The following is a 25,769-nucleotide window of genomic DNA, read 5'->3' as shown; positions in this document are numbered from 1 at the left end:
GTGTCACCTCCACTCTAGGTACCCAGTAAGAATGCCGACTACCGTTTGCCCTGGTGTTCGTCCAGGATCCGGGCGCAGCGGATGAAGCCAAGGTGGGAGTAGGCCTGCGGGTGGTTCCCCAGGTGGGTTTCCGTGCCGGGGTCGTACTCCTCCGGCAGCAGCCCGGTAGGCCCGAAGAGGTTTACCAGCTGGTCGAAGAGGTCCCAGGCCTCCTCGATCCGGCCCGTGGCAACGTACGCCTCGATCAGCCAGGTGGTGCAAATGTGGAAGCCGCCCTCCAGCCCCGGCAGGCCGTCGTCGTACCGGTACCTGAACACGGTGGGACCCACTCGGAGTTCCCGCTCCACGGCGGTGACGGTATCCAGGAACCGCTGGTCCGTGACGTCCAGCAGCCCGGAGAGCCCGATGTGCAGGACGGCGGCGTCCAGGTCCGCGCTGTCATAGGCCACCGTGTAGGACTTTGCGGACTCGTCCCAGCCCTCCCGCAGGACTTCCTCCCTGATGGTGGCGGCCACCGGCGCCCAGGCCGCCCCGGGAGTCCGGCCGTGGCGGGACGCCGTGCGGAGTGCCCGGTCAAGGGTGACCCAGCACATCACTTTCGTGTAGATGTGGTGCCGCGGAGCCCGCCGGGCCTCCCAGATGCCATGGTCGGGTTCGTGCCAGCGGGCCAGGACGGCTGACGCCATCTGGACCATCAGTTCCCAATGGTCCTCGGCCAGTGCCCCTTCCCGTTCGCTCAGGCTATGGATCAGCTCGGCAATGGGACCAAAGACGTCCAGCTGGACCTGGTGGTCAGCGGCGTTTCCGATCCTCACCGGGCGGGAGCCGGCATACCCGGGCAGGCTGTCGATGACGGCTTCAGTGGAGAGCGGCGCACCCGTCACCGAATACAGGGGATGCAGCCATTCGGGGCCGGGGGCATGTTCAAGGATCCGTCCCAGCCAGGCCAGGAAGCCGGTTGCCTCGCCGGTGGAGCCCAGGTCCACCAGCGCATTGACAGTCATGGAGCCGTCCCGCAGCCAGCAATAGCGGTAATCCCAGTTCCTCGTCCCGCCGACCCCTTCGGGCAGGGAGGTGGTGGGCGCCGCCAGGACCGCGCCGGTGGGCTCGTGCACCAGGGCGCGCAGCACCAGGGCAGACCGCCGGACCAGGGAAGGCTTGACGCCCGGCAGCGCGAGGCCCTGAACCCATTGCCGCGAGTGCAGCGCCACCGCGGAGCGCCTCTCCGCCTCATTTTCGGGAACCGCGGGCCGGTGTTCCGTGTCGCCGCAGCGCAGGTTGAGCACCACCGGGCCGTCCTGCAGGTTGACGGCGGCGGTGGCCGTGGCATGGCGCCCGTCCGAGGTGATGCTGAAGGTGACACCGGGCGCGAGCAGGATAAAGGGCTCCGAGGTGCCCATGACGTGCAGTTCATCGCCGCGGGCCTCCATGCTGAACGGGGCGTTGGCGTAGTCCGGGCGCGGGGCGAAGGTGATCCTGGCCGCCCCGTTGCCGGAGAGCACCCGGACCAGGCTGGTGATGCCGTCCGGGGCGGGCTCCAGGTAGTCAGTTACCGTCACGTCCGCCCACCGGGTTTCAACGATCATGGTGCTGTCCACGTAACGCTGCCCCAGCACCTGCGAGGCCTTGACCGGCTCCACCGAGAAGTGGCCCGCGGCGTCACCGCCCAGGATGTGCGCAAACAGCGAGCCGGAGTCCGGCAGCGGGTGGCTCATCCAGCAGATCTTCGCGTCCGGCGTCACGAGGGCAGTGGAGGTTCCATTGCCGATCAGGCTGTGCCGCTCCAGGCCCACGGCGTCCTCGCCGAACAGCCAGGCACGGCGCAGCTCGAACAGGATGGCCAGCACCCGGGCGAACGATTCCGGGTCGCGGAGCCGGTAGGAGGCAGAGCTCTCCCCCGGGCCCACCCGCAGCCCCATGTCCGGGCCGCGCAAGGTGGCCATGGCCAGTTCATCGCTGTCAGCGTCGCCAGCATACATGGCCGCACTGGCTCCCAGCCGGGACCGCAGGCTTTCCAGGGCCTCCGCCTTTGACGGTTCCACGACGGACAGGTCCAGCACGGAGCCGTCCACAATGAAGTGCAGTCCGTGGGTGCGCGCCACCTCCCTTGCGGTGTCCGTCACCGCCGCCACGATGTCCGGCGCCGCGGGCCGGGTATGCACCGAAACGGCTACGGGTTTGCGTTCTATCCAGATGCCCTTCTGGAACCCCACGGCCTCGTTGAGCGCGGCATGGACTTTTTGCAGGACGGACTCGGTGGCAAGGGTCTGCTGGTGCGCGAACCCCATGTCGAACTCGGCGCCGTGCGAGCCCACCAGGTGCACCTCCGCCGGCAGGCGCGATACTGCGGCAAGGTCACGCAGGGAACGGCCGGAGATGACGGCCGCGTGGGTGTTGGGCAGCGCCGCCAGGGCACGCAGCGCGATGGCGGCACTGCCCAGCGGGAGCGTCTCCGTGGAAATTCCCTCGGCGTCGCACAGGGTTCCGCCGTAATTGCAGGCCACCAGCAGCCCCGGCACCCGGGCCAGCACCTTCAGTTCCGCAAGGAGCGCAGGCGTGAGCCCTTCGTCGGCGGCGTCCGACTGGACGAATGCCCGGAGCATGCCCAGGGGGAGGGACCTGGTGAGCAGTGCGGAATCCGCGACGCTTTGGTTCAACGGCGTTGGCATCCATGTACCCCTTTGAGGCAGGACCGGGCCGGGACTACAGCCGCTGGATCTCCTGCGGGCTACCGGATGGTGCCCCTCCCCGGGGTTCACGGAACTCCGGAGGGGGCACTCCCATGGTCAGCCTCCGGGGTTTCCCCCGAAAGTCCCCTGTATTGCGTATGTGTAAAAGTCCGGCAGCACGGTTCCGGCTGTGTCCGCGCCCGTGTCACGCACGGCAGCCTTTTGGACCACGACGGCGGCGCCCGCGTCATGAAACCGGGGAACCCGCCGTCGTGCTTTCCGAAGAGGGTGCCAGGCGTGGTGCCCGGACCGCGGCACCTAGACCCGAGCGAGCCCCGCGACTTCAGCCAGGAGCTCCACGGAGCGCAGCCGGGCGTCCGTGCCGGTGCTCTGGTGCGCCACAATCAGTTCGTCGGCGTCAGCGTGCCGGCCGAAACTGTCCAGGTAATCCATCACCACGTCAGGCGTGCCCACCGCGGAGTAGGTCATCATCTGCGAGACGTGCTGGCCCTGCGGCGAATCGAGGATCATGTCCGCCTCATCGTCGGTGAACTCGCGGCCGCCGCCGAAGAACAGCGACACCCGCGCACGCTTGGTGGCCTGCATCATGGCCTGCGCTTCGGAGGCCGAATCCGCGGCAATGACGTTCACGCCGGCGATGACGTGCGGGGCATCCAGCTGCGCCGAGGGCTTGAACTCCCGGCGGTAGAGGGCCACGGCATCCTGCAGGGCGTTGGGGGCGAAATGGGAGGCAAACGCGTACGGCAGCCCCAGCTGGGCGGCCAGGCGTGCGCCGAACAGGGACGAGCCCAGGATGTAGAGCGGCACGTTCGTGCCCTTGCCCGGGGTGGCTTCCACGCCCTGGATGCGCGTGGGCCCGGTGAGGTAGCCCTGCAACTCCAGGACGTCCTGCGGGAAGCTGTCCGCGGACATCGGGTCCCGCCGCAAGGCACGCATGGTGTTCTGGTCACTGCCCGGCGCGCGGCCCAGGCCAAGATCGATGCGGCCCGGGTGAAGGGTTTCCAGGGTGCCGAACTGCTCGGCGATGGTCAGCGGTGAGTGGTTGGGCAGCATCACGCCGCCGGCGCCGAGCCGGATGCTCTCGGTATGGGCGGCGACATGGGCGATGAGCACACTGGTGGCTGAGGACGCGATGGAGGACATGTTGTGGTGCTCGGCGTACCAGACGCGACGGTACCCCAGCTTTTCCGCGCTCTGTGCCATGGCCACGCTGCCCGCGAAGCTCTCCGCCGCCGTCTGGCCCTTGCCGATGGTTGCCAGGTCAAGGATGGAGAGGGGGAGAGTCACGTCGGGTGCCGGCCTTTCAAAGCTGTTCATAGGATTCCGGCCCGCCGGATCACGGCAGGCACTTGAGGCATAACGACGGCGGGGGCCGGCTTATTTCAGGGCGTCCAGGAATACTCAGCAAACTTATGATGTTGCCGCCCCTATGAGCCTAAATACGTCGAACCAGTTGGAACTGTCCGCAACGATTGACCTGAAAGACCTGGGAACCGTGCACCGGCTTGGCTTTGGTGCCATGCGCATCGTGGGTGACGGTGTGTGGGGCGAGCCTGCCGACCGGCACGCCGCAGTCCAGGTGGTGCGCCGCGCCGTCGAACTCGGGGTGGACTTCATCGATACGGCGGACTCCTACGGCCCCAACATCAGCGAGGAAATCCTGGCCGAGGCCCTGCACCCCTACAAGGACGGACTGAAGATCGCCACGAAGGTGGGCTTCACCCGCACCGGGCCCAACCAGTGGATTCCCGTGGGCCGCCCGGAGTACCTGCGCCAGCAGACCGAGCTGAGCCTGCGCAAGCTCAAGGTGGACACCCTGGACCTGCTGCAGCTCCACCGGATCGACCCCAAGGTTGACGCCGAGGAGCAGTTCGGCGTTCTGCGCGAGCTCCAGGACGAGGGCAAGGTCAAGGCCCTGGGACTTTCGCAGGTCAGTGTGGAAGAGCTCGAGGCCGCCGGAAAGCACTTCACCGTGTCCACGGTCCAGAACCGGTACAACCTGACGGACCGCAGCTCTGAGGACGTCCTGCGCTACTCCGAGGAAAACGGCATCGGATTCATTCCGTGGGCCCCGATTTCCGCCGGCGAACTTGCCCGGCCGGGCGGGCCGCTGGACGAAGCCGCCAAGCGCCTGGGCGCCACCACCTCCCAGGTGGCGCTGGCGTGGCTGCTGCGCCGCTCCCCCGTGATGATGCCGATTCCCGGCACCGGTTCAGTGAAGCACCTGGAAGAAAACCTGGCCGCGGCCGGAGTCAGCCTGGACGAGGACACCTACGCTGAACTTGAAGCCGCGGCCGGATAACCGGCCCCTCAAGAAGCAGCCCGAAAGACATCAACAACGACAGGAGCAACACCATGGCAAACATTCTGATGGTTGTATCAGCAGCCGATTCCCTCACCATGAAGGACGGCAGCGAACACCCCACCGGCTTCTGGGCCGAGGAGCTGGTGGTGGCGCACCAGACCCTGCTCGGCGCCGGCCACACCGTCCACCTCGCCACCCCCGGCGGGGCGAAACCCACAGTGGACCAGGTCAGCCTGGCGGCGGAATCCGCGGGCGGCGAGGACCGCGCGAAAGGCTTCCAGGACTACCTTGCGTCCATCAACGGCGAGCTCTCCAACCCGCTGGTGCTTGCCGACGTCGACCCTTCCGCCTATGACGCCGTGGTGATGCCGGGCGGGCACGGACCCATGGCCGACCTGTACAAGGACGCCGACCTGGGCCCGCTGCTGGCGGCGGCGGACACAGCGGGCAAGGTCATTGCCCCCTTCTGCCACGGCCCCGCCGGGCTGCTCAGCGCAACGGACGACGACGGCTCGTTCGTTTTCACCGGACGCCGCCTCACCGTGTTCACCAACGAGGAAGAGCTGGGTGGCGGCACGGGCGAGAACACCCCGTGGCTGGTGGAGGACGCGCTGAAGGAGAAGGGCGCTGTGATCGAGAACGGGGCTGCCTGGACCTCCAACGTGGTCCGGGACGGCAACCTCATCACCGGCCAGAACCCGCAGTCCAGCGAGGACGTGGCCAAGGAAGTCATCAAGGCACTGGGCTGATTCTGGCCACACGCTGCTGACACGCAGAGGGGCCAGGTCATGATGACCTGGCCCCTCCGCTGTGCCATCAGATGGCGCAGCCTCCGAGCGCGATCGTCCCGTCGATGGCCTTTATCTGCAGCTGGACCTCGCCCAGTTTGGCTGTCAAGGCCGTGACCGTCGACTTCTGTGCGGTGATCACGTCCTTGTTCTGCTTCTTTTGGGCCTCCAGCGTACGCAGCGTTTCCTGGGCCGCGGTCAACTTTCCGTCGAGGGCGGTCAGTTGGGACTGCAGGTCCTTGAGGGCTGCTTCGGTAGTGCTGATTTCATCATTCAGCTGGTTGAGCTGCTCCAGGAGAGGCGCCACCCTGGTCTGGAGGGAAACGATGTCAGCCTCCGTGGCCTTGATATCCGCGTTCAGCACGCCCAGCCGGGCGACGAAACCATCCATGATCAGGTGGAGGGTGACGATCTGGCTGGTCTTTCCCGCAACCGCCTCGTTGGCTGCATCGACGTTGGCCTGCAGGGCGGGAAGCTGGCCCTGCAGGGTGGAAAGTTCAGCTTTCTTGTCCTCCACCGCGGCGGCGGCCAACACCTCCGCCGCCTGGGCGCTCTCCAGGGTTGTCCTCTTCCGCTCCAGGTCGGCCCGCTGCTCTGTGACAGCCTGCTGCGCATCTTCGACACCCTGTGTAAGCCCGGGCAACTCCGCCTCAAGGCCGGCTACAACTGTCACCTGGGCAGCGACGTCGGCCGCAGCCCCGGCAGCTGCCTCCCGGGCTGCCGTCAGTTCCTGCTGCAGCCCATCCAGGACCGCCTGCTGGCCGGCCACGGCACTGTTGGCCTCGGTGAGGGCATCCCCAAGTGCCGGGAGTTCGGCCTTCAGGGCTGCAATCTCGGCCTCCTTCAAGGCAACCGCTGTATTCGCCGCGGTGAGTGTCGCCTGCAGGGGTGCCGCCTGCTGTTGCAGCGAGCTGCTTTCCTGTTGCTTCGCCAGCAGTTGGGTGTTCAAAGCCGAGACCTGGTTGTTCAGGGCCGCCAGGTCACCCTGGAGCGCCGAGATCACCACATTTTGGTCGGTAATCTGCGTATCGACGGCAGCGAGCAGTGCTTGCTTCTCATTCCGCTGGGTAATGAGGCCGTTGGCAGCGCCATTGTTCTTCTCAATCTTCGCTGTCAGCACTGCGATTTCCCCTTCGAGGGCCGCTTTGTTGGCTTGAAGAGCAGTCAGTTGGTTCCGTGCCGTGGTCAGCTCGCCCTGCTTGGCAGCGATGGCAGCGTTGGCGGCAATGATCTGCCCTGTGATCGTCGTGATCTGCCCGGCGACAACGGCGGCGGCGTCGATGTTGGCCGTCACGGCCTCAGCTGCCGTCAGCGCGTCGGCCCGGAGGCCTTCGAGGCTCTCCTCCGCAGATGCAATTTCAGCGTTCTTGGCGGTAAGAGCAGCGGCCGCTGTGCCGGCCGCCGTCTGGAGCACCTCCAGCTGGTCCTGGGCCGCGGCCACCTCAGTTGCCTTTGCCGTGGCAGCCTCTGCTGCCTCCGCGGAGATGTCTTGGAGCCCATCAAGGATAAGATTTTCAGCATTCACGAGGTCCTGCTGCTTCTGCAGGGCGTCCCCGGCTGTCAAACCCGCCGCTTCGAGGCGGTCGAGCTCCACCTCCGCTGCTTCGACGGCTTCCCGGGCGGCATCCACGTCGTCTGCAGCTTCTGCGGCCGCCGTTTCGAGGGCGGTGAGCTGGTCTTGGGCAACTGCAATCCCGGCCTCTTTGTCCGCGAGCGCGGCGGCGGCCCCGGCTGCCGCCTGCTCCAGCGCGAGGAGCTCGGTCTTCGCTGCGTCAATGCTGTCCTGGGTGGCAGCGATGTCTTGTGCAACGGCGGCGGCCTCGACCCTGAGGTCCTCGGCTGCCGCCTCTGCGGCAGCTTTTTCCTCCTGCAGCGGCGTGAGTTTGGCGACGAGGTTCGCCTTGTCTTCCTGCAGCTTGGCGAGGGTTGCTTCAGTCGCGGTTTCTGCCGCTGACGTGGCCTCATAAGCGGCGGTTAACTTTGCGATGTCCGACTCGGCTGTCTTAATGTCGTCCTCGAGCGTAACTACCTCCGCCGCCAGCCTGTCAGACTCCCCCTCCAGGGCGGCGATCTCAGCGCTCAGCCTATCCTTCTCCTCCTGGAGCGGTGCCCGCTCTGCCAGGAGCCTGGCGATGACGTCAGCATTCTTCTTCGCGGCTGCCTTCAGGAGGTTCTCCTGGACGGTGCCGCGGTGCGCCAACTGGTTTACCACCCCGTTGCAGATCCCGGCGTTGGCTCCGGTACCTGCGGCAGCCGGCGGGATCAGCACAAGGCTGCTGGTGAGCAGACCCGGCAGGACGACGGCCGCCGCGAGCCGGCGTGAGAGGACAGACGTGGACGGGGAAGTGCGCATGCGAGCTCCTGTTGAGACCATCGGGCGGCCCACTCTGGCCGCTGCCTGGACTAACCGTAGGTGGAGGCAGGGGCGGAGCACACGCGTAGTCCCCCACCCGTCTTTCCGCTTAAGTACTCGTTTTCCCAAGCCGGCCAAAACCGCCACTACTTGGTGTACCTGGCCGGTCGGACTCCGGAATGTGACCGCTCCGGTCGCCCGGTTAACCGCCATTACTCCCTGTATCTCCCGGTGTCGCGGCCTTTGATTCCCTCGCCGCGGCTGCCGGATAGTGGCTGCAACGAGACTCTCCGTTGCATCCGCTACCAACTTCCAGGAGGAAAATTGGCCCCCACCAAGGCAACTGCGGCAGCCGCCATGGCCTTCACCATCACGGCACTCATGGGACTTTCTGCGTGCGCGGATCCCGGCGCGACGGCGGCGGCAGCACCGTCGTCGGAATCTTCCACAACGGCGGCAGGCAAGTCCTTCAACCTGTCCCCCGGGCAGGACCGGTTCAAGGTCTCCGAGGACCCGGCCGCGGCGGCGCTGGTCCCCGAAGCCGTCAAGGCGGACGGCAAACTGACGGTGGTGACCACTGGCGGCACCGCCCCGCTCAGCCTTTTCGCCACCGACAACAAGACCCTGATCGGCAGCGAAGTGGACATCGCCTACGCTGTGGGCGGGACCCTGGGGCTGGAGGTGGAAGTCCTTCCGGTCGCGTGGGCCGACTGGCCGCTGGGCATCGAATCCGCAAAGTACGAGGCCGTCCTCTCCAACGTGACCGTCACCGAGGCACGGAAGGAAAAGTTCGACTTCGCCACCTACCGCAACGACCTGTTGGGCTTCTATGCCAAGAGCGATTCGGAGATCGGAGAGATCAAGGAGGCCAGGGACGTCGCAGGAAAACGGATCATCGTGGGCTCCGGCACCAACCAGGAGGCCATCCTGGTGCGCTGGGACGAGGAGAACAGGAAGAACGGCCTGCAGCCGGTCGAGTTCCAGTATTACGACGACGATTCCGCCTCCACGCTGGCCCTGCAGTCCGGACGTGCGGACCTGACGTTCGGGCCCAACGCCGCCGCTGCCTACAAGGCCGCGAAAGACGGAAAGACCAAGGAGGTGGGCACCCTCAACGGCGGCTGGCCGCTGACCGCCGAAATCGCGTTCACCACCAAGAAGGGCAACGGCCTGGCCGTCGCCGCGCAGGCCGCCCTGAACGGGCTGATCGAAGACGGCACGTACGCCAGGATCCTGGACCGCTGGGGGCTGTCATCCGAAGCCATCCCGAAGTCCGAACTGAACCCGGCGGGGCTGCCCAGCAAGTAGCTGCTCCTGCCGACGAAGGAATCCCCGCCCCGCTCCCGCAGGGCGGGGATTCTCCTGCGTAAAGTGCACTCCTCCGGCTTTGGCAATAGTGTGGCCGGATGGGGATAAATACGGTGAACTCCGGCGAACAGGTCGACAGGCAGTCGCGCATTCTCGAAGCGGCACTGGACCTGCTCTCGCGCCACGGTATCTCGGGCGTCAGCATGCGGGCCGTGGCCCGTGAAGCCGGCGTCGCTCTGGGCCTCGTCAATTACTATTTCGACGACAAGATGAGCCTGATCCGGGCGGCACTGCACAGCGTGGACGAGCACGACCTGGGGCTGGTGGCACCGGACCCGTCGCTGACCCCGGAGGAGCAGCTCCGCAAAGCACTGCACCGGGTGGCCGGCGCGGATCTGCTGACCACCCGGTACCTGTCCCTCCGCCTGCACCTCTGGGCCCTCGCACAGGCCCACGAGGACTTTGCCCGGATCAACGCCGCAGCCTTCGACCGGTACCTCGACGGGCTGGCGGCGCTGGTGTCCACTGCCCACCCCGCGCTGCCCCCGAAGGAATGCAGGGACCGTGCGGCGGACATCGTCGTGGTCCAAAACGGCATGTGGCTGACAGCCCTTCTTGGGATAGACAAGGCCGCCATCCAACGGAGCATCGCCCGCACCGAGCAGATAGCCTTCGCCCCGCCGCGGGACAACTGACTTCAGGCCGGACCCCCAGCGCCAGGCACCACACGTCAGGGCCAGCCGGCCGCATCCCGACGCTTCACATTGAACACTTGTTCAAGAAATGTATTGAACGTCCGTTCAACCTCGGTTACTCTCCTTCGTATGACATACGCCACACCACGCCACGGCGTCGCTCGCAGCCCTTGGGCTCCCGCTCCCCTCACCGGTCCCCGATAAAGCGTCCGGACAGCACGGCGGCCCCCCGTGCCGCCTCTTCCTGCCCACGCCAAGCTCTTTCCCCCGCGCCGCTGTGCGGCAGCACAACCTGCAGCACAGCGGCCGCAGCGGTCCCGGCCCTGCCCGAAGCCGCCACAGTCCTACACCCCAGGAGACAGCATGACCGAAACAGCCTCCACCCTTTTCATCAACGGCGCATGGGAGCCGGCGGCATCCGGCGCCGTACGCCACATCCGCAACCCGGCCGACGGCGAACTGGCGGCCACAGTGTCCGAGGCCGGCCGTGAAGATGCCGGGCGGGCCATCGCCGCAGCCCGCGCGGCCTTCGACTCCGGCACCTGGTCCTCGGTCCCGGCCCCCGAGCGCGGAACCTTCCTGCTCAAGGTCGCAGCGGAACTGCGCGAACGCCGCGAAAAGTTCGCCCGCGCCGAGTCGCTGGACACCGGAAAGCGCATGGTGGAAAGCCGCATCGACATGGACGACGTCGCCGCCTGCTTTGAATATTTCGGCAGGCTCGCCGGGCAGCAGTCCGGCCGCGTGGTGGACGCCGGGGACCCCGCCGTCGTGAGCAAAATCGTCTACGAGCCCGTGGGGGTCTGCGGCCTGATCACACCCTGGAACTATCCCCTGCTCCAGGCCGCGTGGAAGATCGCCCCGGCGCTGGCCGCCGGCTGCACCTTCGTCCTCAAGCCGTCCGAGCTGACGCCGTCCACCGCCATCCTGGCCATGCAGCTGCTCCAGGATCTCGGCCTGCCGGCGGGCGTGGCCAACCTGGTGACCGGACCGGGAGCGGAGGCGGGTGCACCGCTCTCGGAACACCCCGCCGTCGACCTCGTCTCCTTCACCGGCGGGCTCGAAACCGGCAAGCGCATTGCCGCGGCCGCCGCTGGCACCGTCAAGAAGGTGGCGCTGGAGCTGGGCGGCAAGAACCCCAACGTGGTGTTCGCCGACGCGGACTTCGACGCCGCCGTCGACAACGCCCTGAACGGTGCGTTCGTCCACTCCGGGCAGGTCTGCTCCGCCGGGGCGCGGCTGGTGCTGGAGGAATCGATCGCCGAATGCTTCGTGAACGAGCTGGTCCGGCGCGCGCAGGACATCCGCCTCGGCGGCCCGTTTGATGACGACGCCGAAACGGGCCCGCTGATCTCCGCCGCCCATCGGGACAAGGTCCACGCCTACGTCCAGCGCGGCATCCAGGAGGGTGCGCGGCTGCGGACCGGCGGCTCCGCACCTGCCGGGGAGAAGTACGACGGCGGTTTCTACTACCAGCCCACCGTCCTTGACCAGGTGCAACGCGGCATGTCCGTGGTCATCGACGAGGCCTTCGGCCCCGTGGTGACCGTCGAAACCTTCCGTACCGAGGACGAGGCCGTGGCCACGGCCAACGACACCATCTACGGACTGGCCGGCGCGGTCTGGACCCAGGACGCCGGCAAGGCGCAGCGCGTGGCTGGCCGGCTGCGGCACGGCACGGTCTGGATCAACGACTACCACCCCTACCTGCCCCAGGCCGAGTGGGGCGGCTTCGGCCAGTCCGGCGTCGGCCGCGAGCTCGGCCCCACCGGACTGGCGGAATACCAGGAAGCCAAGCACATCTACCAGAACACCAGCCCGCAGGTAACCGGCTGGTTTGCTGACCACGCCAAGGAGAACTAGATGCACTTCGACAACATCGAGGACCTCAGCGAGCGCTCGTTCGATTACCTCGTCATCGGTGGCGGATCCGCCGGAGCCGCCGTGGCCGCGAGGCTGAGCGAGGATCCGGACGTGACCGTGGCCCTGGTGGAAGCCGGGCCCGATGACCGGAACCTTCCCGAGATCCTGCAGCTGGACCGCTGGATGGAGCTGCTCGAATCCGGCTACGACTGGGACTACCCGGTGGAACCGCAGGAGAACGGCAACTCGTTTATGCGGCACGCCCGGGCCAGGGTGATGGGCGGGTGCTCCAGCCACAACTCCTGCATCGCCTTCTGGGCACCGCGCGAAGACCTGGATGAGTGGGAGTCCAAGTACGGCGCCACCGGCTGGAACGCCGACGCCGCATGGCCGCTCTACCAGCGGCTGGAGACCAATGAGGACGCCGGCCCGGACGCACCTCACCACGGAGACTCCGGCCCCGTGCACCTGATGAACGTGCCCCCGGCGGATCCTGCCGGCGTCGCACTCCTGGACGCCTGCGAACAGGCCGGCATCCCCCGCGCCAAGTTCAACTCCGGCACCACCGTGATCAACGGCGCCAACTTCTTCCAGATCAACCGCCGCGCGGACGGTACCCGGTCCTCCAGCTCGGTCTCCTACATCCACCCGATCATCGACCGCGAAAACTTCACCCTGCTGACCGGCCTCCGGGCCCGCCAGCTGGTGTTCGACGCGGACAAGCGCTGCACCGGCGTCGACGTGGTGGACTCCGCGTTCGGCCGGACCCACCGGCTTTCCGCGGGCCGCGAGGTCATCCTGTCAACCGGCGCCATCGACTCCCCCAAGCTGCTCATGCTCTCCGGCATCGGCCCGGCAGCGCACCTCGCCCAGCACGGGATCGAGGTGCTGGTGGACTCCCCCGGCGTGGGCGAGCACCTGCAGGACCACCCCGAAGGCGTGGTCCAGTTCGAGGCCAGGCAGCCCATGGTCCAGACCTCAACCCAGTGGTGGGAGATCGGCATCTTCGCCCCCACGGAGGAGGGCCTGGACCGCCCGGACCTGATGATGCACTACGGCTCCGTCCCGTTCGACATGAACACCCTGCGGCACGGCTACCCCACCACGGAGAACGGCTTCAGCCTCACCCCGAACGTCACGCACGCCCGCTCCCGCGGCACCGTGCGGCTGCGCAGCCGCGACTTCCGCGACAAGCCCATGGTGGACCCGCGCTACTTCACGGATCCGGACGGCCACGACATGCGCGTCATGGTGGCAGGTATCCGCAAGGCCCGCGAAATCGCGGCCCAGCCGGCCATGGCGGAATGGACCGGCCGGGAGCTTTCACCCGGCGTCGAGGCGCAGACGGACGAGGAACTGCGGGACTACATCCGCAAGACCCACAACACGGTGTACCACCCTGTGGGCACCGTCCGGATGGGACCGTCCGACGACGACATGTCGCCGCTGGACCCCGAGCTGCGGGTCAAGGGCGTCACCGGCCTGCGCGTCGCCGATGCGTCCGTCATGCCGGAGCACGTCACCGTCAACCCCAACATCACCGTGATGATGATCGGCGAGCGCTGTGCGGATTTGATCCGTACCGGCCGGAGCAGCGAAACCACGACGGCGGAGTGGGAACTCGCCGCCTCCCCCGCCTGAATTTCAGGCCACCGACCTTCCGTGCGCCGCAGTGCGGACGGTCATCACTATCGTGCTTTTTTGATTGAGGAGTCCACATGGCGGAACCCAGCAAGAGTATTGATTCAAGCGGCATGGACGAGTTTGGCTACGCGCAGACCCTGGACCGGAGCATCGGCAAGTTCGCCAGCTTCGCGGCAGGTGTCAGCTACATCTCCATCCTCACCGGTGTTTTCCAACTGTTCTACTTTGGTTTTTCCATGGCCGGCCCCGCCTACGCGTGGTCCTGGCCCCTTGTCTTCGCCGGCCAGCTGATGGTGGCCCTGTGCTTTGCCGAACTGGCGGGCCGCTACCCCGTGGCGGGATCGGTGTACAACTGGGCCAAACGGCTCGCGTCGGGCACCTCGGCCTGGCTGGCCGGATGGCTGCTGATGCTCTCCTCCATCGTGGCACTGGGCTCCGTGGCACTGGCCCTGCAGCTCACCCTGCCCCAGCTCTGGTCCGGCTTCCAGTTCGTCGGTGACGGCACCGGCCCCTACGATTTCGCCATGAACGGCGTGGTGCTGGCCAGCATCATGATCACCATCTCCACACTCATTAATGCGTTCGGCGTGAAGCTCATGACCCGGATCAACAGCATCGGCGTTTTCGTGGAGCTGAGCGCAGCCGTGCTCCTCATCCTCGCGCTGGGCTGGCACGTGGTGCGCGGGCCCGAGGTCCTCTTTGATACCGCCGGTTTCGGCGAAGGCCATGACCTCGGCTTCTTCGGCGTTTTCCTTATCGGCGCCATGGCATCGGGCTACGTCATGTACGGCTTTGACACCGCCAGCTCGCTCGGGGAGGAAACGAAAGACCCCAAGCGCACGGCACCCAAGGCCATCTTGCGGGCCATCACGGCTTCGTTTGTGCTGGGTGGGCTGATCCTGCTGTTCGGCATCCTGGCCGCACCGGACCTGGCGGACCCCAAGGTGGGATCGGCCGACGGCGGGCTGCAGTACATCGTGCTGTCCGTCCTGGGCGGACCGTTCGGCAAGGCCTTCCTTGCGTGCATCGTTGTGGCCGTGGTGGTCTGCACCCTGGCCGTCCATGCCGCCGCCATCCGCATGATGTTCGCCATGGCCCGGGACAACAACCTGCCGTTCAGCCGGCAGCTCAGCAAAGTGGACCCGGTCCGCAGGACCCCGACTGTTGCGGCGATCGTGATCGGCATCCTGGCCGTGATGCCACTGCTCATCAACGTTACGCAGCCCGCAATTTTCACGATCATGTCCAGCATCAGCATCGTCCTGATCTACCTCTCCTACCTCCTGGTCACCGTGCCCATGCTGCGCAACCGCCTCCTGAAGAAGTGGCCGCTAGCCGCAGACGGCTCCGAGCCCGGGTTTTCCCTGGGCAGGTGGGGGCTGCCGGTGAACATCCTGGCAGTCCTGTGGGGCGGTGCCATGACGCTGAACTTGGTGTGGCCGCGCCAGGAGATCTACAACTCGGTGCCGCCATTCGAGTGGTACCTGCAATGGGGCGGCGTGATCTTCGTTGCCGCCGTCACCGTTGGCGGGGCCCTGCTCTACCGGCTGAAGATCCGCCACCAGACGGGCGTGCTCGCCGAGCACGCCGCGGCCGTCGCGGCCCATCCGTCCTCGGGCGGCGCCCCGCAGGCCGCCCCCGCTGAGCAGGACGTGGTGGACGCCAAGGTGTCCTAGGAACGCCCGCAAGAAGGGCCGACGACGGCAGTTTCCACGCCGTCGTCGGCCCTTCTGCGTTAGCCGGCAGGTCCCTTGCGACTACGATGCCGGCTTGCCGGCTTCCGCCGGAGTCCAGCCCAGGGCGGGGCCAAGTTTGCCTGCGATGTCCGTAAGGATCTGGACATAGTCCTCGTGGTCGAAGCTGAAGGGCAGTGCGAACGCCACCTCGTCCACCTCCTGGAACCCTGCGTGTGCGTACAGCTGCCCAGCGATCTGCTCGCTGCTGCCGATCAGGTCCCGGGCGAACATCATGCCCCTCGGCCCCTGCGGCGCCGTGGTGCGTGGCGTGCGTTCGTCGACGTACCGCTGGTATTTCTCCCGCTGGGCCGGCGTCGCCGAATCGGTGGGGATCACCACCAGGCCCTGCGAAACCCGCGCCCGGGAGTGTCCTGACGCTGCTGCCGCTTCGCGGAAGGCCCGGATCTGCGACTGCTGGACGAGGGCAAAATCCGGGTCCTGGTCCTCGCCAGGGAAGACCACGCTGCTGGAGAGCAGGTTGAACCCGTTGGCCCCCGCCCAGACAGCTGACGCCGTGCTGCCGGCCCCGTACCAAAGGCGCCCGCGCAACCCGGGAGAGTGCGGCTCGACGCGGTTGGAGAACTCCTCCACCACCCCTTGCCTGCCGGAAAATTCGCGCACCGGCTCCCCTGCAACCAAGTGCGCAAACCGCTCCACCCGGCCGTAGCTGAAGTCCTCCTGCTCCCCGGAATCCGGGTACAGCTCATGCTTTACAGTGTCGTAGTGCATCGGCTCGCCCACACTGACGCCGGGATTGATGCGTCCTCCGGCAAGCAGGTCCACGGTGGCCAGGTCCTCTGCCAGGCGCAGCGGGTTCTCCCAACCCAGCGGCGTCACGGCCGTCCCAAGCTCAATGCGCGAGGTGCGCTGGCTCGCGGCGGCCATCACCGCCACCGGGGAAGAGATGCCGAACTGCAGATGCCGGTGGCGCAGCCAGGCGCTGTCGAATCCCAGCCGTTCGCCCAGTTCGATAATCCGCAAGGTGGATTCGTGTCCCGCGGCAGGATCCGCAGGATCAAACAGCCCGATGGTGAGGAATCCAAGTTTCCGCAGGGGACGGGTGGGGTGGGGCATCGGCTTCCTTAGATCGGGATGCGGTTACGTCCTACGAGTATGCGCCGGGAAGATGGCGGTTCTCCTACAGCCACTGCTCCCACACCGTCAGTTGCAGCGTGACGGTCCCCAGCGAAGCAGCCCCGACGGAATGGTCGACGACGGCACCCACCCCGCCGCCGTCGTCGGCCTTTCCAGCCATCTCAGCCAGGTGCATCAGGCCCGTACCGCCTGGGCGGCGTCATCCGCGGTCCGTACCGGCGTTTCCAGCCCAAGGTTCCCGCGGAGCGTGCTGCCGCGGTATCCGGTGGGGTACACCCCGCGTTCCTGGAGCTCCGGAACCAGGTGGTTCACAATGTCGTCCAGGCCGGTGGGAACCAGCCACGGCGAGATGTTGAACCCGTCCACGGCGCCCACCCGCGCATACTCAGCCAGCCGGTCCGCCACATCGGCGTACGAGCCGGTAAAGGTGGCGTCCACGCGTGCGGTGCGGGACGTGACGAACTGCCGGATGGACAGGCCCTTGTCCTTGGCCTCGGCCCGCCACTGGTCCGCCAGCTGCCGGGCCTTCGCGCCGTGGAAGCCGCTGCCGCGGGTCTCGGAGGTCTCGTCCACCACCGGGTCGATTCCAGGCAGCGGCCCCTCAGGATCGTAGGCGGACAGCTCGCGGCCCCAGAACTGCTCCAGGTAGGCGATGGCCTGCTGCGGGCCGATCTGCAGGCTGCGCACCCACTCCTTCTTTTCAGCTGCTTCCGCGGCGGTGGGCGCAAGGATGAATTCGCTGGCCGGCATGATCTGCACCGCGTTCGCACCGCGGCCGGCGGCCACGGACCGCGCCACGAGGTCCTTGCGGAACTCCACGGCGGCATCGAACTTCGGGTGGGCGGAGAAGATCACGTCCGCCTGGCGTGCGGCGAAGTTGCGGCCCTCCGGGGAGTCGCCGGCCTGGAAGAGCACGGGCCGGTATTGGGCGCTGCGCGGCAGCCGCGGCGTGACATCCACCGTGTAGTGCTGGCCCTCGTGGAGCACCCGGCGTGCCGGCCCCTCAGGCGTTTCCCACGAATCCCAGATCCGCTTGGCCGTCTCCACGAACGCTTCCGCGTGCTTGTAGCGGTCCGCGTGGTCCAGGTAGCCGCCGCGCCGGAAATTCGCCCCGGTCCAGGCGTTGTCCGTGGTCACGATGTTCCACGCGGCCCGCCCGCCGGAGACCAGGTCCAGGGACGCGAGCCGGTGCGCCAGGTCCGCGGGATCGTTGTAGGTAGTGTTCTGGGTGGCCACCAGGCCGATGTTCTTGGTCACCGACGCCAGTGCGGCCAGCATGGTCTGCGCGTCGGGGCGGCCCACCACATCCAGGGCGTGCGGGCGGCCCAGGTGCTCCCGCAGGCGGAGTCCCTCGCCCAGGAAGAAGGCCGCGAACAGTCCCCGCTCGGCGGTCTGCGCAATGCGGCGGAAGGACTCGAAGTCAGTCTGGGAGCCGGATTCGGCAGCCTTCCAGATGGTGCCGGAGTTCACGCCCTGGAAGAAGACCCCGAACTGGATCTGTCCGGTGGGAGTGAACACGTCGGATTTAGCACGCGTGTGCTGCGTCATGGTTTTCCCTTACTTTCCTGCGCCGGCGGGAGCAACGGCGTTGGTTGCGGCGGCGGCGTTGGATGCGGCGGTGGCGTAGCGGCTCACCGGGCGTGAAAGCCCCAAAAGGTCGCGGAAGGTGGCGTCCTGCACCACCGGGCGAAGGACTCCACGGCGGCGCAGTTCCGGCAGGACCAGGCGGCCCAGTTCCTCCAGGTCGACAAAGAGCGACGCCGGGTGCAGGCGCACGCCGTCGGCCTCCTTCAGGAGTTCCGCAAGGAAGTCCGTGAGACCGGCAGCGGAACCGGCGTAGGCAGCACGGCCGGAGTCAAAGCCAGCCACCCGCCCCGCCGCAGCCTGCCCGCGGGAGTCCAGGACGACGTCGAGCTCGGCGATCACCGCCACGGACGCACCCAGCCGGGCACGGACATCGCGCACCTCGGCGGCGAGCAGTTCGGGCGTGGGGGCAGACACCAGGACGGCGTCAACAGCGCCGGCCGGCACCTGCCCCTCGCCCACCAGGGACGCTGCGGCCAGCACCGGCAGCTGGCCCTGCAGCGGCCGCGGAATGATGGACGGGCCCTTGACCGAGTACCCGGGTCCGGCAAACCCGGCCGGAGTTTCGAAATCGGCATAGTGGAGCTTGTCCACGTCGATGTACCGGCCGGTGGCGACGTCACGGATCACGGCGTCGTCCTCCCACGAATCCCACAGGCGCCGGGACACCTCAACGGACGCGGCGGCTTCCTGGGCCAGGGCGGCGCCACTCACGGAGGGACGGCCGACGGCGGCTGCCGCCTCGGGCGCTTCGGCCGCCGTGGCGATCCATCCGGCCCGGCCGCCGGAGACGTAGTCGAGGCTCGCCAGCTGGGTGGAGACGTGGAACGGCTCGGTGTACACGGTGTCCACCTCAGGGACCAGGGCGATGGTGCGCGTCACCGGTCCCGCGAAGGCCGCGCGCTGCAGGGCATTGGTGCGGCCGGACGCCGGCGCATCGGTGAACGTGGCCACATGGAACCCGGCGGATTCGGCGGCCAGCACGGCCCGGGAAAGGTCCACGCCGTCCCAGCCGGCGCCGTCGAGTTCGATGGCAAGGAATCCCGCCTGGGGCGTCTTAGAGGTGCTCACTGCTTGTCCTGACGTTCGTAGGGGATCTTCTCGCCGGCTTCAATAGCCACCGGCAGCCGGTTTTCGGCCGGCGGCAGCGGGCAGGTGGCAAGGTCGGTGTAGGCGCAGGGCAGGTTGACGGCCCGGTTGAAGTCGAGCTCCACGGCGCCATCCGGGGCAGGCACAACGGAGAGCGAGCGGTTGGCCGGGTAGGTTGTCCTGCCGGAGGTCTGGTCCGTGAACAGCACGGACAGCGATCCTGGCGCGTGGCCGTTGAACGCGGTCAGCGCCAGGTCCTCCCCCGCCAGGCGGAAGCGGATCTCGCCCGGCGCCTCGTAGACGTGCTGGATTCCTTCGACGGCGGCCCCCACCGTGGTGGGCCGCGGCGCCTCGAACGGGACGTAGGTCCCGCGGACGGCGTAGGCGGCGTCCGGTGAGTATGCCGGCGTGCCCTGGTAATTCCGCAGCAATCCGTTCTCCGGATTCCGGGGCCGCACAATGTACTCGCCGCCGCGCTTGGCCACCTCAATGACCGTGTTGCCGGAGAGCAGGTTGATGCCGCCGCGCTCCTCGATGGGGCCGAACGTAACAGTCGTGCCCGCTTCGGTGTTCAGTTCCCTGCCGTCCCGCTGCAGGCTTTCGCCCGGCTCCAAAACCACGCGGACGACGTCGGCCTCCACCCTCCAGATGCCCGGCGCACCTTCCAGCCGGGCGGCTTCGCTGCCCAGCCAGTGCAGGTGGGTCACGGCCAGGAAACCGTGCGGGTGCGCCCGCTGCTTTTCGTGTGCGGCGTGCCATTCCTGCCAGTCTGCGTCAAAGGACTCCAGGGCTGTTCCGGTGGACAGTGCGTTCATGATGCCTTCCCTGAAGGGGCCGTGCTGGCCGATGCCTGCGTGGCCGCGAAGTTCTCTTCCGTGATGGTCCTGGATTCGGGCAGGGCTTCCTCGGACAGGCCCCAGCGCTCCAGCACCTTGCCGTAGGACCCGTCGTCGATCGCGGAGTTAAGGGCCTCGGAAATGACCGGGGCCAGGCCGTTGCCCCGCAGTGTGGTGGCGGCCACCAGGGTCTCGGACGGCCAGCCGGCGTTGACCTTGCCCACCACCTTCAGGTCGTCGCGGGTGTTCTCCCGGTACACCGTGGACGGGTAGGGCGCGATGTTCAGGTCGGTGCGGCCGGAGGACAGCGCCAGGATGGTGTCTGCGTCGGAGGAGTAGTACTGGAGGGTGGCCGGCGCCTTGCCCTTGCTTTCGAGTTCCTTGTTCCACGCCAGCAGGATCTTTTCCTGGTTGGTTCCGGAACCCACGGACACCTTCAGGCCGGAGATGTCGTCTGCGCCCTTGATGTCATTGCTGGCGGATTTCTTGGCTTCGAAGCCCATGAAGGCCGCGCGGTAGCTGGCGAAGTCGAACAGCTTCACCCGGTCCTTGTTGACTCCCACGTTGGAGAACACGGCCTCGAAGTCGCCGGACTGGGTTTTCAGCGGCCAGTTCTCCCAGGACGTCACCTGGACGTCCAGCTCCAGGCCCAGCTTGTCCGCCACGAGCTGCGCGATGTCCAGCTCGGAACCGATGGCCGTCTGGTCATCCGTGGCGTGGAAGGACAGCGGGATGGACCCGGCCGTGGTGGCGACGGTCAGCTTGCCGTCCCTGCCGATCAGTTCGGGGACCTTGGCGGCGAGCGCCGCCTCTTTCTCCGCACGGATGCGCTGCTGGTCCGGCGCGGTGTTGTACACGACGCCGTTGCGGGCCGCCGTTGTCTGCGCCCCGCCCGTGGAGGTTCCTGCAGCCGAGGCGCCGGGATCAGCGCAGCCGGCCAGGGCGGCAGTTCCAAGAAGTACGACGGCGGGCAGCGCAGCGAGTGCGCGGCTGCGGCGTGGGCCGCGGGAAAGGCCAGTGGGAGGTGTCATGGGGAAGTCCTTAGATGTTGAAAGCCGGTTCGAGCACCTTGGAGAAGAAGCTCCGGGTGCGCGGTTCCTGGGGGTTGGTGAAAATGTGTTCCGGGCTGCCTTGTTCCACGATCTGCCCCTGGTCCATGAACACCACGGTGTCCGCCACGTCGCGGGCGAAGCCCATCTCGTGGGTGACGATGAGCAGCGTGGTGCCGGATTTCGCGAGTTCGCGGATGACGTCCAGCACTTCGTTGACGAGTTCCGGGTCCAGTGCGGACGTGGGCTCGTCGAACAGCAGGATTTTGGGGTCCAGGGCCAGGGCGCGGGCGATGGCCACCCGCTGCTGCTGGCCGCCGGAGAGCTGGCGCGGGTAGGCGTCCGCACGGTCCTTCAGTCCCACCCGGTCCAGGAGTTCCAGGCCGCGGCGCCGCGCCTCGTCTTTGGAGCGTCCCTGTGCGACGACGGGGGCTTCGCTCACATTTTCCAGGGCCGTGAGGTGCGGGAACAGGTTGAAGTTCTGGAACACCATTCCGATTTCGGTCCGCTGCTTGAGGATTTCCTTCCCGCGCAGCTCGTGCAGCCGGTTGCCCCGGACTTCATATCCCACCAGGTTGCCGTCAATGGAGATGAAGCCCCCGTCCACCTTTTCCAGGTGGTTGATGGTGCGCAGCAGTGTGGACTTGCCGGATCCGGAGGGGCCCACGATGACAGCCACCCCGCCCGGTTCCACCGTGAGGCTGACCCCTTTGAGGACCTCGGTGGCCCCGAAGGACTTGCGGACCTTGGTGATTTCCACCAGGCCGCGGGTGGATGGCGTGGTGACTGGGTCGGTGGCAGTTGCCGGGGCAAAGGTAGTTGCGGTGCTCATCGGGCGTTCCTTGCGGTGTTGGCCACAGCGTGGGTGGCGAAGAATTTGCGGGCCTTCTGCAGGGGCGTCAGCGGCAGGTTCCGCACCGCGCCTTTGGAGTAGTGCCGTTCGATGTAGTACTGGAAGACGCTGAGCACGGACGTGATCACCACGTACCAAAGAGTGGCCACCAGCAGCAGCGGCAGGACCTGCTGCGTGCGGTTGTAGATCACCTGAACTGTGTAGAACAGCTCGGAGTAGGCCAGGACGTACACAATGGACGTGCCCTTGACCAGGCCGATGATCTCGTTGAAGGCGGTGGGCAGGATGGCCCGCATGGCCTGCGGCAGGACAATCCGCGTGGACCTGCGCCAGGCCGGGATGCCCAGGGCGGCCGCGGCTTCGAGCTGGCCCTGGTCCACGGAGAGGATGCCGCCGCGGATGATCTCGGCCGAGTAGGCAGCCTGGTTGAGGGTCAGGCCCAGCACTGCTGCCGCGAACTGGCTGATCAGTGTGGTGGTCTGGACCTCGAAGAACCGGACGTCCGTGAAGGGGATGCCCAAGCTGATCTTTTCGTACAGGTAACCCAGGTTGTACCAGAGCAGCATCTGCACCAGGAGGGGTGTGGACCGGAAGATCCAGGAGAACGTCCAGGACACCGAGACCAGCAGCGGCGAGGCGGACAGCCGCATGAGCGACAGGATGAATCCCAGCACAAAGCCGAGGATGCCCGAGATGGCCGTCAGCTTGAGCGTCTCCAGCAGGCCGTTGATGACGGACTGTGCGGTGAACCACTGGGCCACCACTCCCCACTCCCAGCGCGGGTTAGTGGCCAACGACCACGCAAGCGCGAAGACCCCGAGGGCGACGACGGCTGTCCCCACCCAGCGCCAGGGGTGCCTGGCGGCCACCACCCGGTAGGAGGAGTAATCGGTGGCCACGCGGGCCGTCCCGACTTCCGGCGGGACACCGCCGGACCCGGAAGAAACCGCCCCGGCCGCAGTTGCCCGGCTATCCGCGGCAGCCGGCGCCCGGCCGGCAGTTGACTGTGCTGGCTGTGCTGACGTTGTTGACTGCGCCGCGGTAGTTGCTGCTGAACTCATGCGCCACCCCGCTTCTTTGTTAGGTCCGATAGATCGGATTGTTGAGGCCGGAGCTGTTTGCCCCGGATGCTGGCTGCAAATCTAGGACCCGCCTGGAGGGGCCAGCAAGGCGCCGGGTTGCATAACTTCACCGGGGTTCGCACGGCGTCATGAGTCGGATTCTTGCGTTGCTTGACGCGGTGTGACGCGCAGTTAACGGCCGTGACAAAGCGCTCGACCGCCGTCGGAAACGCTGCCTAGCATGGGCACTCCCAGCCGCCCTTCCCCTCCATAGCCAGGAGCGCCATGCCAGCGAACATTCCCGCCGTCGTCTTCATCGGCGGCGGTCCCCGGACGGCCGGCGTGCTCGAACGGATCGCCGCCAACCGTTCGGAGCTCTTCACCGGGCCGCTGGACATCCACGTTGTGGAGCCGTACGTCCCTGGTTCTGGACGCATCTGGCGCTACGACCAGCATCCGGGCCTTCTGCTGAACTCCACTGCCGCTGACGTCACGATGTTCACGGACGGGTCCGTGGAATGCCTGGGTCCTGCGGTCCCGGGTCCGGGCCTCGCCGAATGGGCTGCCGGCGTAGTGGACGGTTCGATTACCGACGTGCCGGACTTTCCGCAGCTTCTGTGGGTGCAGCTCAGGCAGCTCAACCGCGCCAGCTTTCCCACCCGCCAGCTGCAAAGCCAGTACCTGGAGTGGTTCTTCCGCCGGGCCGCGAAGTCCCTGGGGCGCAGCGTGACGGTGCACCGGACCATGGTTGTAGACGTCACCGCGCTTGAAGGCGGTGGCCATGCCGTAGAGCTTGCGAACGGGCGGACCCTGCGCGCGGACATCCTGGTGAACGCGCTCGGGCATACCGATTCGCGCCCCGATGCCGCTTCTGCTGCCTGGTCCGGTTTTGCCAGGCGTCACGGCGGTTTCCATGCGGCACCCGGCTACACCACCGACGTCGACTACTCCCCCATAGCCCCCGGACAGGACGTCATTGTGTCCGGCATGGGCCTCGCCTTTGTGGACCTGCTGGTCCTCCTGACGGAGGGACGCGGGGGCCGGTTTGAGGAAACATCCGACGGCGGCCTCCGGTATGTCGCGTCGGGCAGGGAACCCCGGCTTTGGGCTGGGTCCCGCCGGGGAGTGCCGTACCACTCGAAGATCTCCGCAACGCTCCGCGGTGAAGCCCCCGGACCGCTGCGTTTCTTCACCGCCGCGGCGGTGGAGGCCCTGCTGGAGCGGCACGGGGAACTGGACTTCCGCAGGGACCTGTGGCCGCTGATCGCCAAGGAGGCGGGCTACGGCTACTACCGGGAGCTGCTGACGGGCAGCCCCGCCCGGGCCGCCATGGACTGGGACGAGTTCGCGGCCCGCTACGCGGCGCTGGACTGGTACAGCGCCCGCCGGGAGGAACTCGTGGCCGCTGCCGTACCGGATAGCGCCCTGCATCTGGACCTGGAACGGCTGGACCGGCCCCTGGAAGGGCGCCTGTTCACGGACCGGCAGGACGTGCAGGACGCCGTGGCCGGTTACATCGAGCATGACCTGGCACTCCGGGACAGCCCCGACCATCCCGAAACGCTCGCGCTGTTCCTCGCGCTGCTGCACGTCTACATGGAGGTGGGCCGCGTGGTCCCACTGGAGCGGCTCAGCGCCCGCTCCCAGCAGGCCGTCCACGGCTGGTGGCACGGCTTCTTCAGCTTTGTGGATTCCGGGCCGCCGCCCCACAGGCTCCGGCAGATGCTCGCCCTGCACCGGGCCGGGCTGCTGCAGTTCCTCGGGCCCAACCTCGAGATCTCCACCGACGAGGCCGACGGCACCTTCCGGGCCAGTTCGCCGCAGTTCCCCGGCACCCTTGCAGCCACGGCCTTCATCGAAGCACGGCTCCCTGGCACCTCCGTGGCCCGCTCGCTCAACCCGGCTCTTGAGTCCCTGCACCGCAGCGGCTTGGGCACGGAGCAGCAGCTGCTCACGGCGGACGGCATCCATTCCACCGGGAAACTGCTGGTCACCTCCCGGCACCAGCTGGTGGATGCCCAGGGGCAGCCGCAGGCCACGGTGTTTGCCGTCGGGCCTGGGACCTCGGGCTGGGGAGCAGGAGCATTCGCCCGGCCGGGCACCAACGCCGCACCCTTCCGCGAGAACGATGCCCTGGCCCGGACCATCCTCTCCGTTGCCCGCGGCCTCACGGCGGAACCTTCCGCCGCCTTGTCCACCGCGCCCGCCGTCGTCGGAAAGAACTGAACCATGACCGCTGAACCTTCCCTCAGGCACCCGTCCCGCAGCGCCGGATCCCTGGACGGTGCACGCCCGCTTGACCCGGCCGCGCTGGAAGTCCTCAACCTCCCCATGGACGATCTGCGGGTCCGGCCGCTCCTGGACGAACTCGCCGTCGAGTACGACACCCGGTACGGCGACCTCTTCGGCAGGAAAGCCGCCGCGGAGGAACTGAACCGCTACCCCGCCGCGGAGTTCGCGGCGCCGGGAGGGGCACTCCTGATGATCCTGGAGGATGCTAAATCCATTGCCGGCGGCGCCTTCCGCCGCTATGACGCCAGCACGGCGGAGCTGAAGCGAATCTGGACGCACTCGGGACACCGCCGCCGGGGCCTGGGAAGGCTGGTGCTGGCCGAGCTGGAAGCACTGGCGGCCCGGCGGGGCTACACGCGCATCTACCTCACCACCGGGCCCCGCCAGCCCGAAGCCAGGAACCTGTACCTCAAGGCCGGCTACCGGCCGCAGTTCGACCTGGATGCCGACCCTGAAACACTCAAGTTCCTGGCGTTCACCAAGGAACTTCCCGAGGGCCCACGGAAGTGAGGGCATACCGGCCACGGAGGC

Annotated in this window: 20 protein-coding genes; 9 read left to right on the top strand and 11 right to left on the bottom strand. The window is 67.4% G+C overall.

Features of this window, described 5'->3' with window-relative positions; genetic code table 11:
* Positions 1-38: 38 nt before the first annotated feature.
* A complete protein-coding gene (locus tag WHH00_RS00150) occupies positions 39-2,669 on the bottom strand; it encodes a trehalase-like domain-containing protein (protein WP_406635466.1) in 2,631 nt (876 codons plus the stop codon).
* 318 nt (positions 2,670-2,987) lie between these two features.
* A complete protein-coding gene (locus tag WHH00_RS00145; protein ID WP_406635464.1) occupies positions 2,988-3,977 on the bottom strand; it encodes an LLM class flavin-dependent oxidoreductase in 990 nt (329 codons plus the stop codon).
* A gap of 142 nt (positions 3,978-4,119) precedes the next feature.
* Between WHH00_RS00145 and WHH00_RS00140 the strand changes: the two genes are divergently transcribed.
* A complete protein-coding gene (locus tag WHH00_RS00140) occupies positions 4,120-4,992 on the top strand; it encodes an aldo/keto reductase (protein WP_406635462.1) in 873 nt (290 codons plus the stop codon).
* A 53-nt stretch (positions 4,993-5,045) separates the two neighbouring features.
* Positions 5,046-5,744 carry a type 1 glutamine amidotransferase domain-containing protein gene (locus WHH00_RS00135; protein ID WP_406635460.1) on the top strand — a complete coding sequence of 233 codons (699 nt, stop codon included), beginning with the start codon at positions 5,046-5,048 and terminating at the stop codon, positions 5,742-5,744.
* Positions 5,745-5,811: 67 nt separating this feature from the next.
* Here the strand turns inward: WHH00_RS00135 and WHH00_RS00130 are convergent, their stop codons facing one another.
* Positions 5,812-8,136 (bottom strand): chromosome segregation ATPase, encoded by a 2,325-nt coding sequence (locus WHH00_RS00130; protein WP_406635458.1) that lies wholly within the window; start codon positions 8,134-8,136, stop codon positions 5,812-5,814.
* A 357-nt stretch (positions 8,137-8,493) separates the two neighbouring features.
* Here WHH00_RS00130 and WHH00_RS00125 point away from each other — a divergent pair, with 357 nt between their 5' ends.
* The 5 genes from WHH00_RS00125 to WHH00_RS00105 all read left to right on the top strand — a co-directional run bounded on the left by WHH00_RS00125 (position 8,494) and on the right by WHH00_RS00105 (position 15,319).
* Positions 8,494-9,444, top strand: coding sequence for an ABC transporter substrate-binding protein (locus WHH00_RS00125; RefSeq protein ID WP_364319312.1), 951 nt, complete (start codon positions 8,494-8,496; stop codon positions 9,442-9,444).
* A gap of 98 nt (positions 9,445-9,542) precedes the next feature.
* Positions 9,543-10,139, top strand: coding sequence for a TetR/AcrR family transcriptional regulator (locus WHH00_RS00120; protein ID WP_364319096.1), 597 nt, complete (start codon positions 9,543-9,545; stop codon positions 10,137-10,139).
* A gap of 363 nt (positions 10,140-10,502) precedes the next feature.
* Positions 10,503-11,999, top strand: a complete 1,497-nt coding sequence (locus tag WHH00_RS00115; RefSeq protein ID WP_406635456.1) for an aldehyde dehydrogenase family protein — start codon at positions 10,503-10,505, stop codon at positions 11,997-11,999.
* A complete protein-coding gene (locus tag WHH00_RS00110) occupies positions 12,000-13,640 on the top strand; it encodes a GMC family oxidoreductase (protein ID WP_406635454.1) in 1,641 nt (546 codons plus the stop codon).
* Positions 13,641-13,717: 77 nt separating this feature from the next.
* Positions 13,718-15,319 (top strand): APC family permease, encoded by a 1,602-nt coding sequence (locus tag WHH00_RS00105; RefSeq protein ID WP_174176086.1) that lies wholly within the window; start codon positions 13,718-13,720, stop codon positions 15,317-15,319.
* Positions 15,320-15,400: 81 nt separating this feature from the next.
* Here WHH00_RS00105 and WHH00_RS00100 read toward each other — a convergent pair whose 3' ends face one another.
* The 8 genes from WHH00_RS00100 to WHH00_RS00065 form a co-directional block, all read right to left on the bottom strand.
* On the bottom strand, positions 15,401-16,453 hold the full coding sequence (locus tag WHH00_RS00100) for an LLM class flavin-dependent oxidoreductase (RefSeq protein ID WP_364275518.1): 1,053 nt from the start codon (positions 16,451-16,453) through the stop codon (positions 15,401-15,403).
* Positions 16,454-16,517: 64 nt separating this feature from the next.
* On the bottom strand, positions 16,518-16,649 hold the full coding sequence (locus tag WHH00_RS00095) for a hypothetical protein (protein WP_377193025.1): 132 nt from the start codon (positions 16,647-16,649) through the stop codon (positions 16,518-16,520).
* Positions 16,649-18,022, bottom strand: a complete 1,374-nt coding sequence (locus WHH00_RS00090; protein ID WP_406635451.1) for an NtaA/DmoA family FMN-dependent monooxygenase — start codon at positions 18,020-18,022, stop codon at positions 16,649-16,651. Before WHH00_RS00090 ends, WHH00_RS00095 begins: the two co-directional genes overlap by 1 nt.
* Before the next feature lie 9 nt (positions 18,023-18,031).
* The gene (locus WHH00_RS00085) at positions 18,032-19,129 is read right to left on the bottom strand and encodes an LLM class flavin-dependent oxidoreductase (protein ID WP_406635449.1); all 1,098 of its coding nucleotides are present in this window, start codon (positions 19,127-19,129) and stop codon (positions 18,032-18,034) included.
* Entirely contained in the window at positions 19,126-19,962 is an 837-nt protein-coding gene (locus WHH00_RS00080; protein WP_251424061.1) for a DUF1684 domain-containing protein, read from the bottom strand. Before WHH00_RS00080 ends, WHH00_RS00085 begins: the two co-directional genes overlap by 4 nt.
* Positions 19,959-21,014 carry a transporter substrate-binding domain-containing protein gene (locus tag WHH00_RS00075; protein WP_406635446.1) on the bottom strand — a complete coding sequence of 352 codons (1,056 nt, stop codon included), beginning with the start codon at positions 21,012-21,014 and terminating at the stop codon, positions 19,959-19,961. Before WHH00_RS00075 ends, WHH00_RS00080 begins: the two co-directional genes overlap by 4 nt.
* 10 nt (positions 21,015-21,024) lie before the next feature.
* The gene (locus WHH00_RS00070; protein WP_400621272.1) at positions 21,025-21,864 is read right to left on the bottom strand and encodes an amino acid ABC transporter ATP-binding protein; all 840 of its coding nucleotides are present in this window, start codon (positions 21,862-21,864) and stop codon (positions 21,025-21,027) included.
* The gene (locus WHH00_RS00065) at positions 21,861-22,946 is read right to left on the bottom strand and encodes an amino acid ABC transporter permease (RefSeq protein WP_406635444.1); all 1,086 of its coding nucleotides are present in this window, start codon (positions 22,944-22,946) and stop codon (positions 21,861-21,863) included. The genes WHH00_RS00070 and WHH00_RS00065 overlap by 4 nt, the downstream gene beginning before the upstream one ends.
* 285 nt (positions 22,947-23,231) lie before the next feature.
* Between WHH00_RS00065 and WHH00_RS00060 the strand changes: the two genes are divergently transcribed.
* Together WHH00_RS00060 and WHH00_RS00055 are read left to right on the top strand one after the other, a co-directional pair.
* Positions 23,232-25,172, top strand: a complete 1,941-nt coding sequence (locus tag WHH00_RS00060; RefSeq protein ID WP_406635442.1) for an FAD/NAD(P)-binding protein — start codon at positions 23,232-23,234, stop codon at positions 25,170-25,172.
* A 3-nt stretch (positions 25,173-25,175) separates the two neighbouring features.
* On the top strand, positions 25,176-25,748 hold the full coding sequence (locus WHH00_RS00055; RefSeq protein ID WP_400634378.1) for a GNAT family N-acetyltransferase: 573 nt from the start codon (positions 25,176-25,178) through the stop codon (positions 25,746-25,748).
* Positions 25,749-25,769: the final 21 nt, after the last annotated feature.

The organism is Pseudarthrobacter quantipunctorum (assembly GCF_045291495.1).
GTDB lineage: Bacteria > Actinomycetota > Actinomycetes > Actinomycetales > Micrococcaceae > Arthrobacter > Arthrobacter quantipunctorum.
Note: the sequence above shows the minus strand (reverse complement) of the source record. Positions and strands in the feature narration are given on the sequence as shown.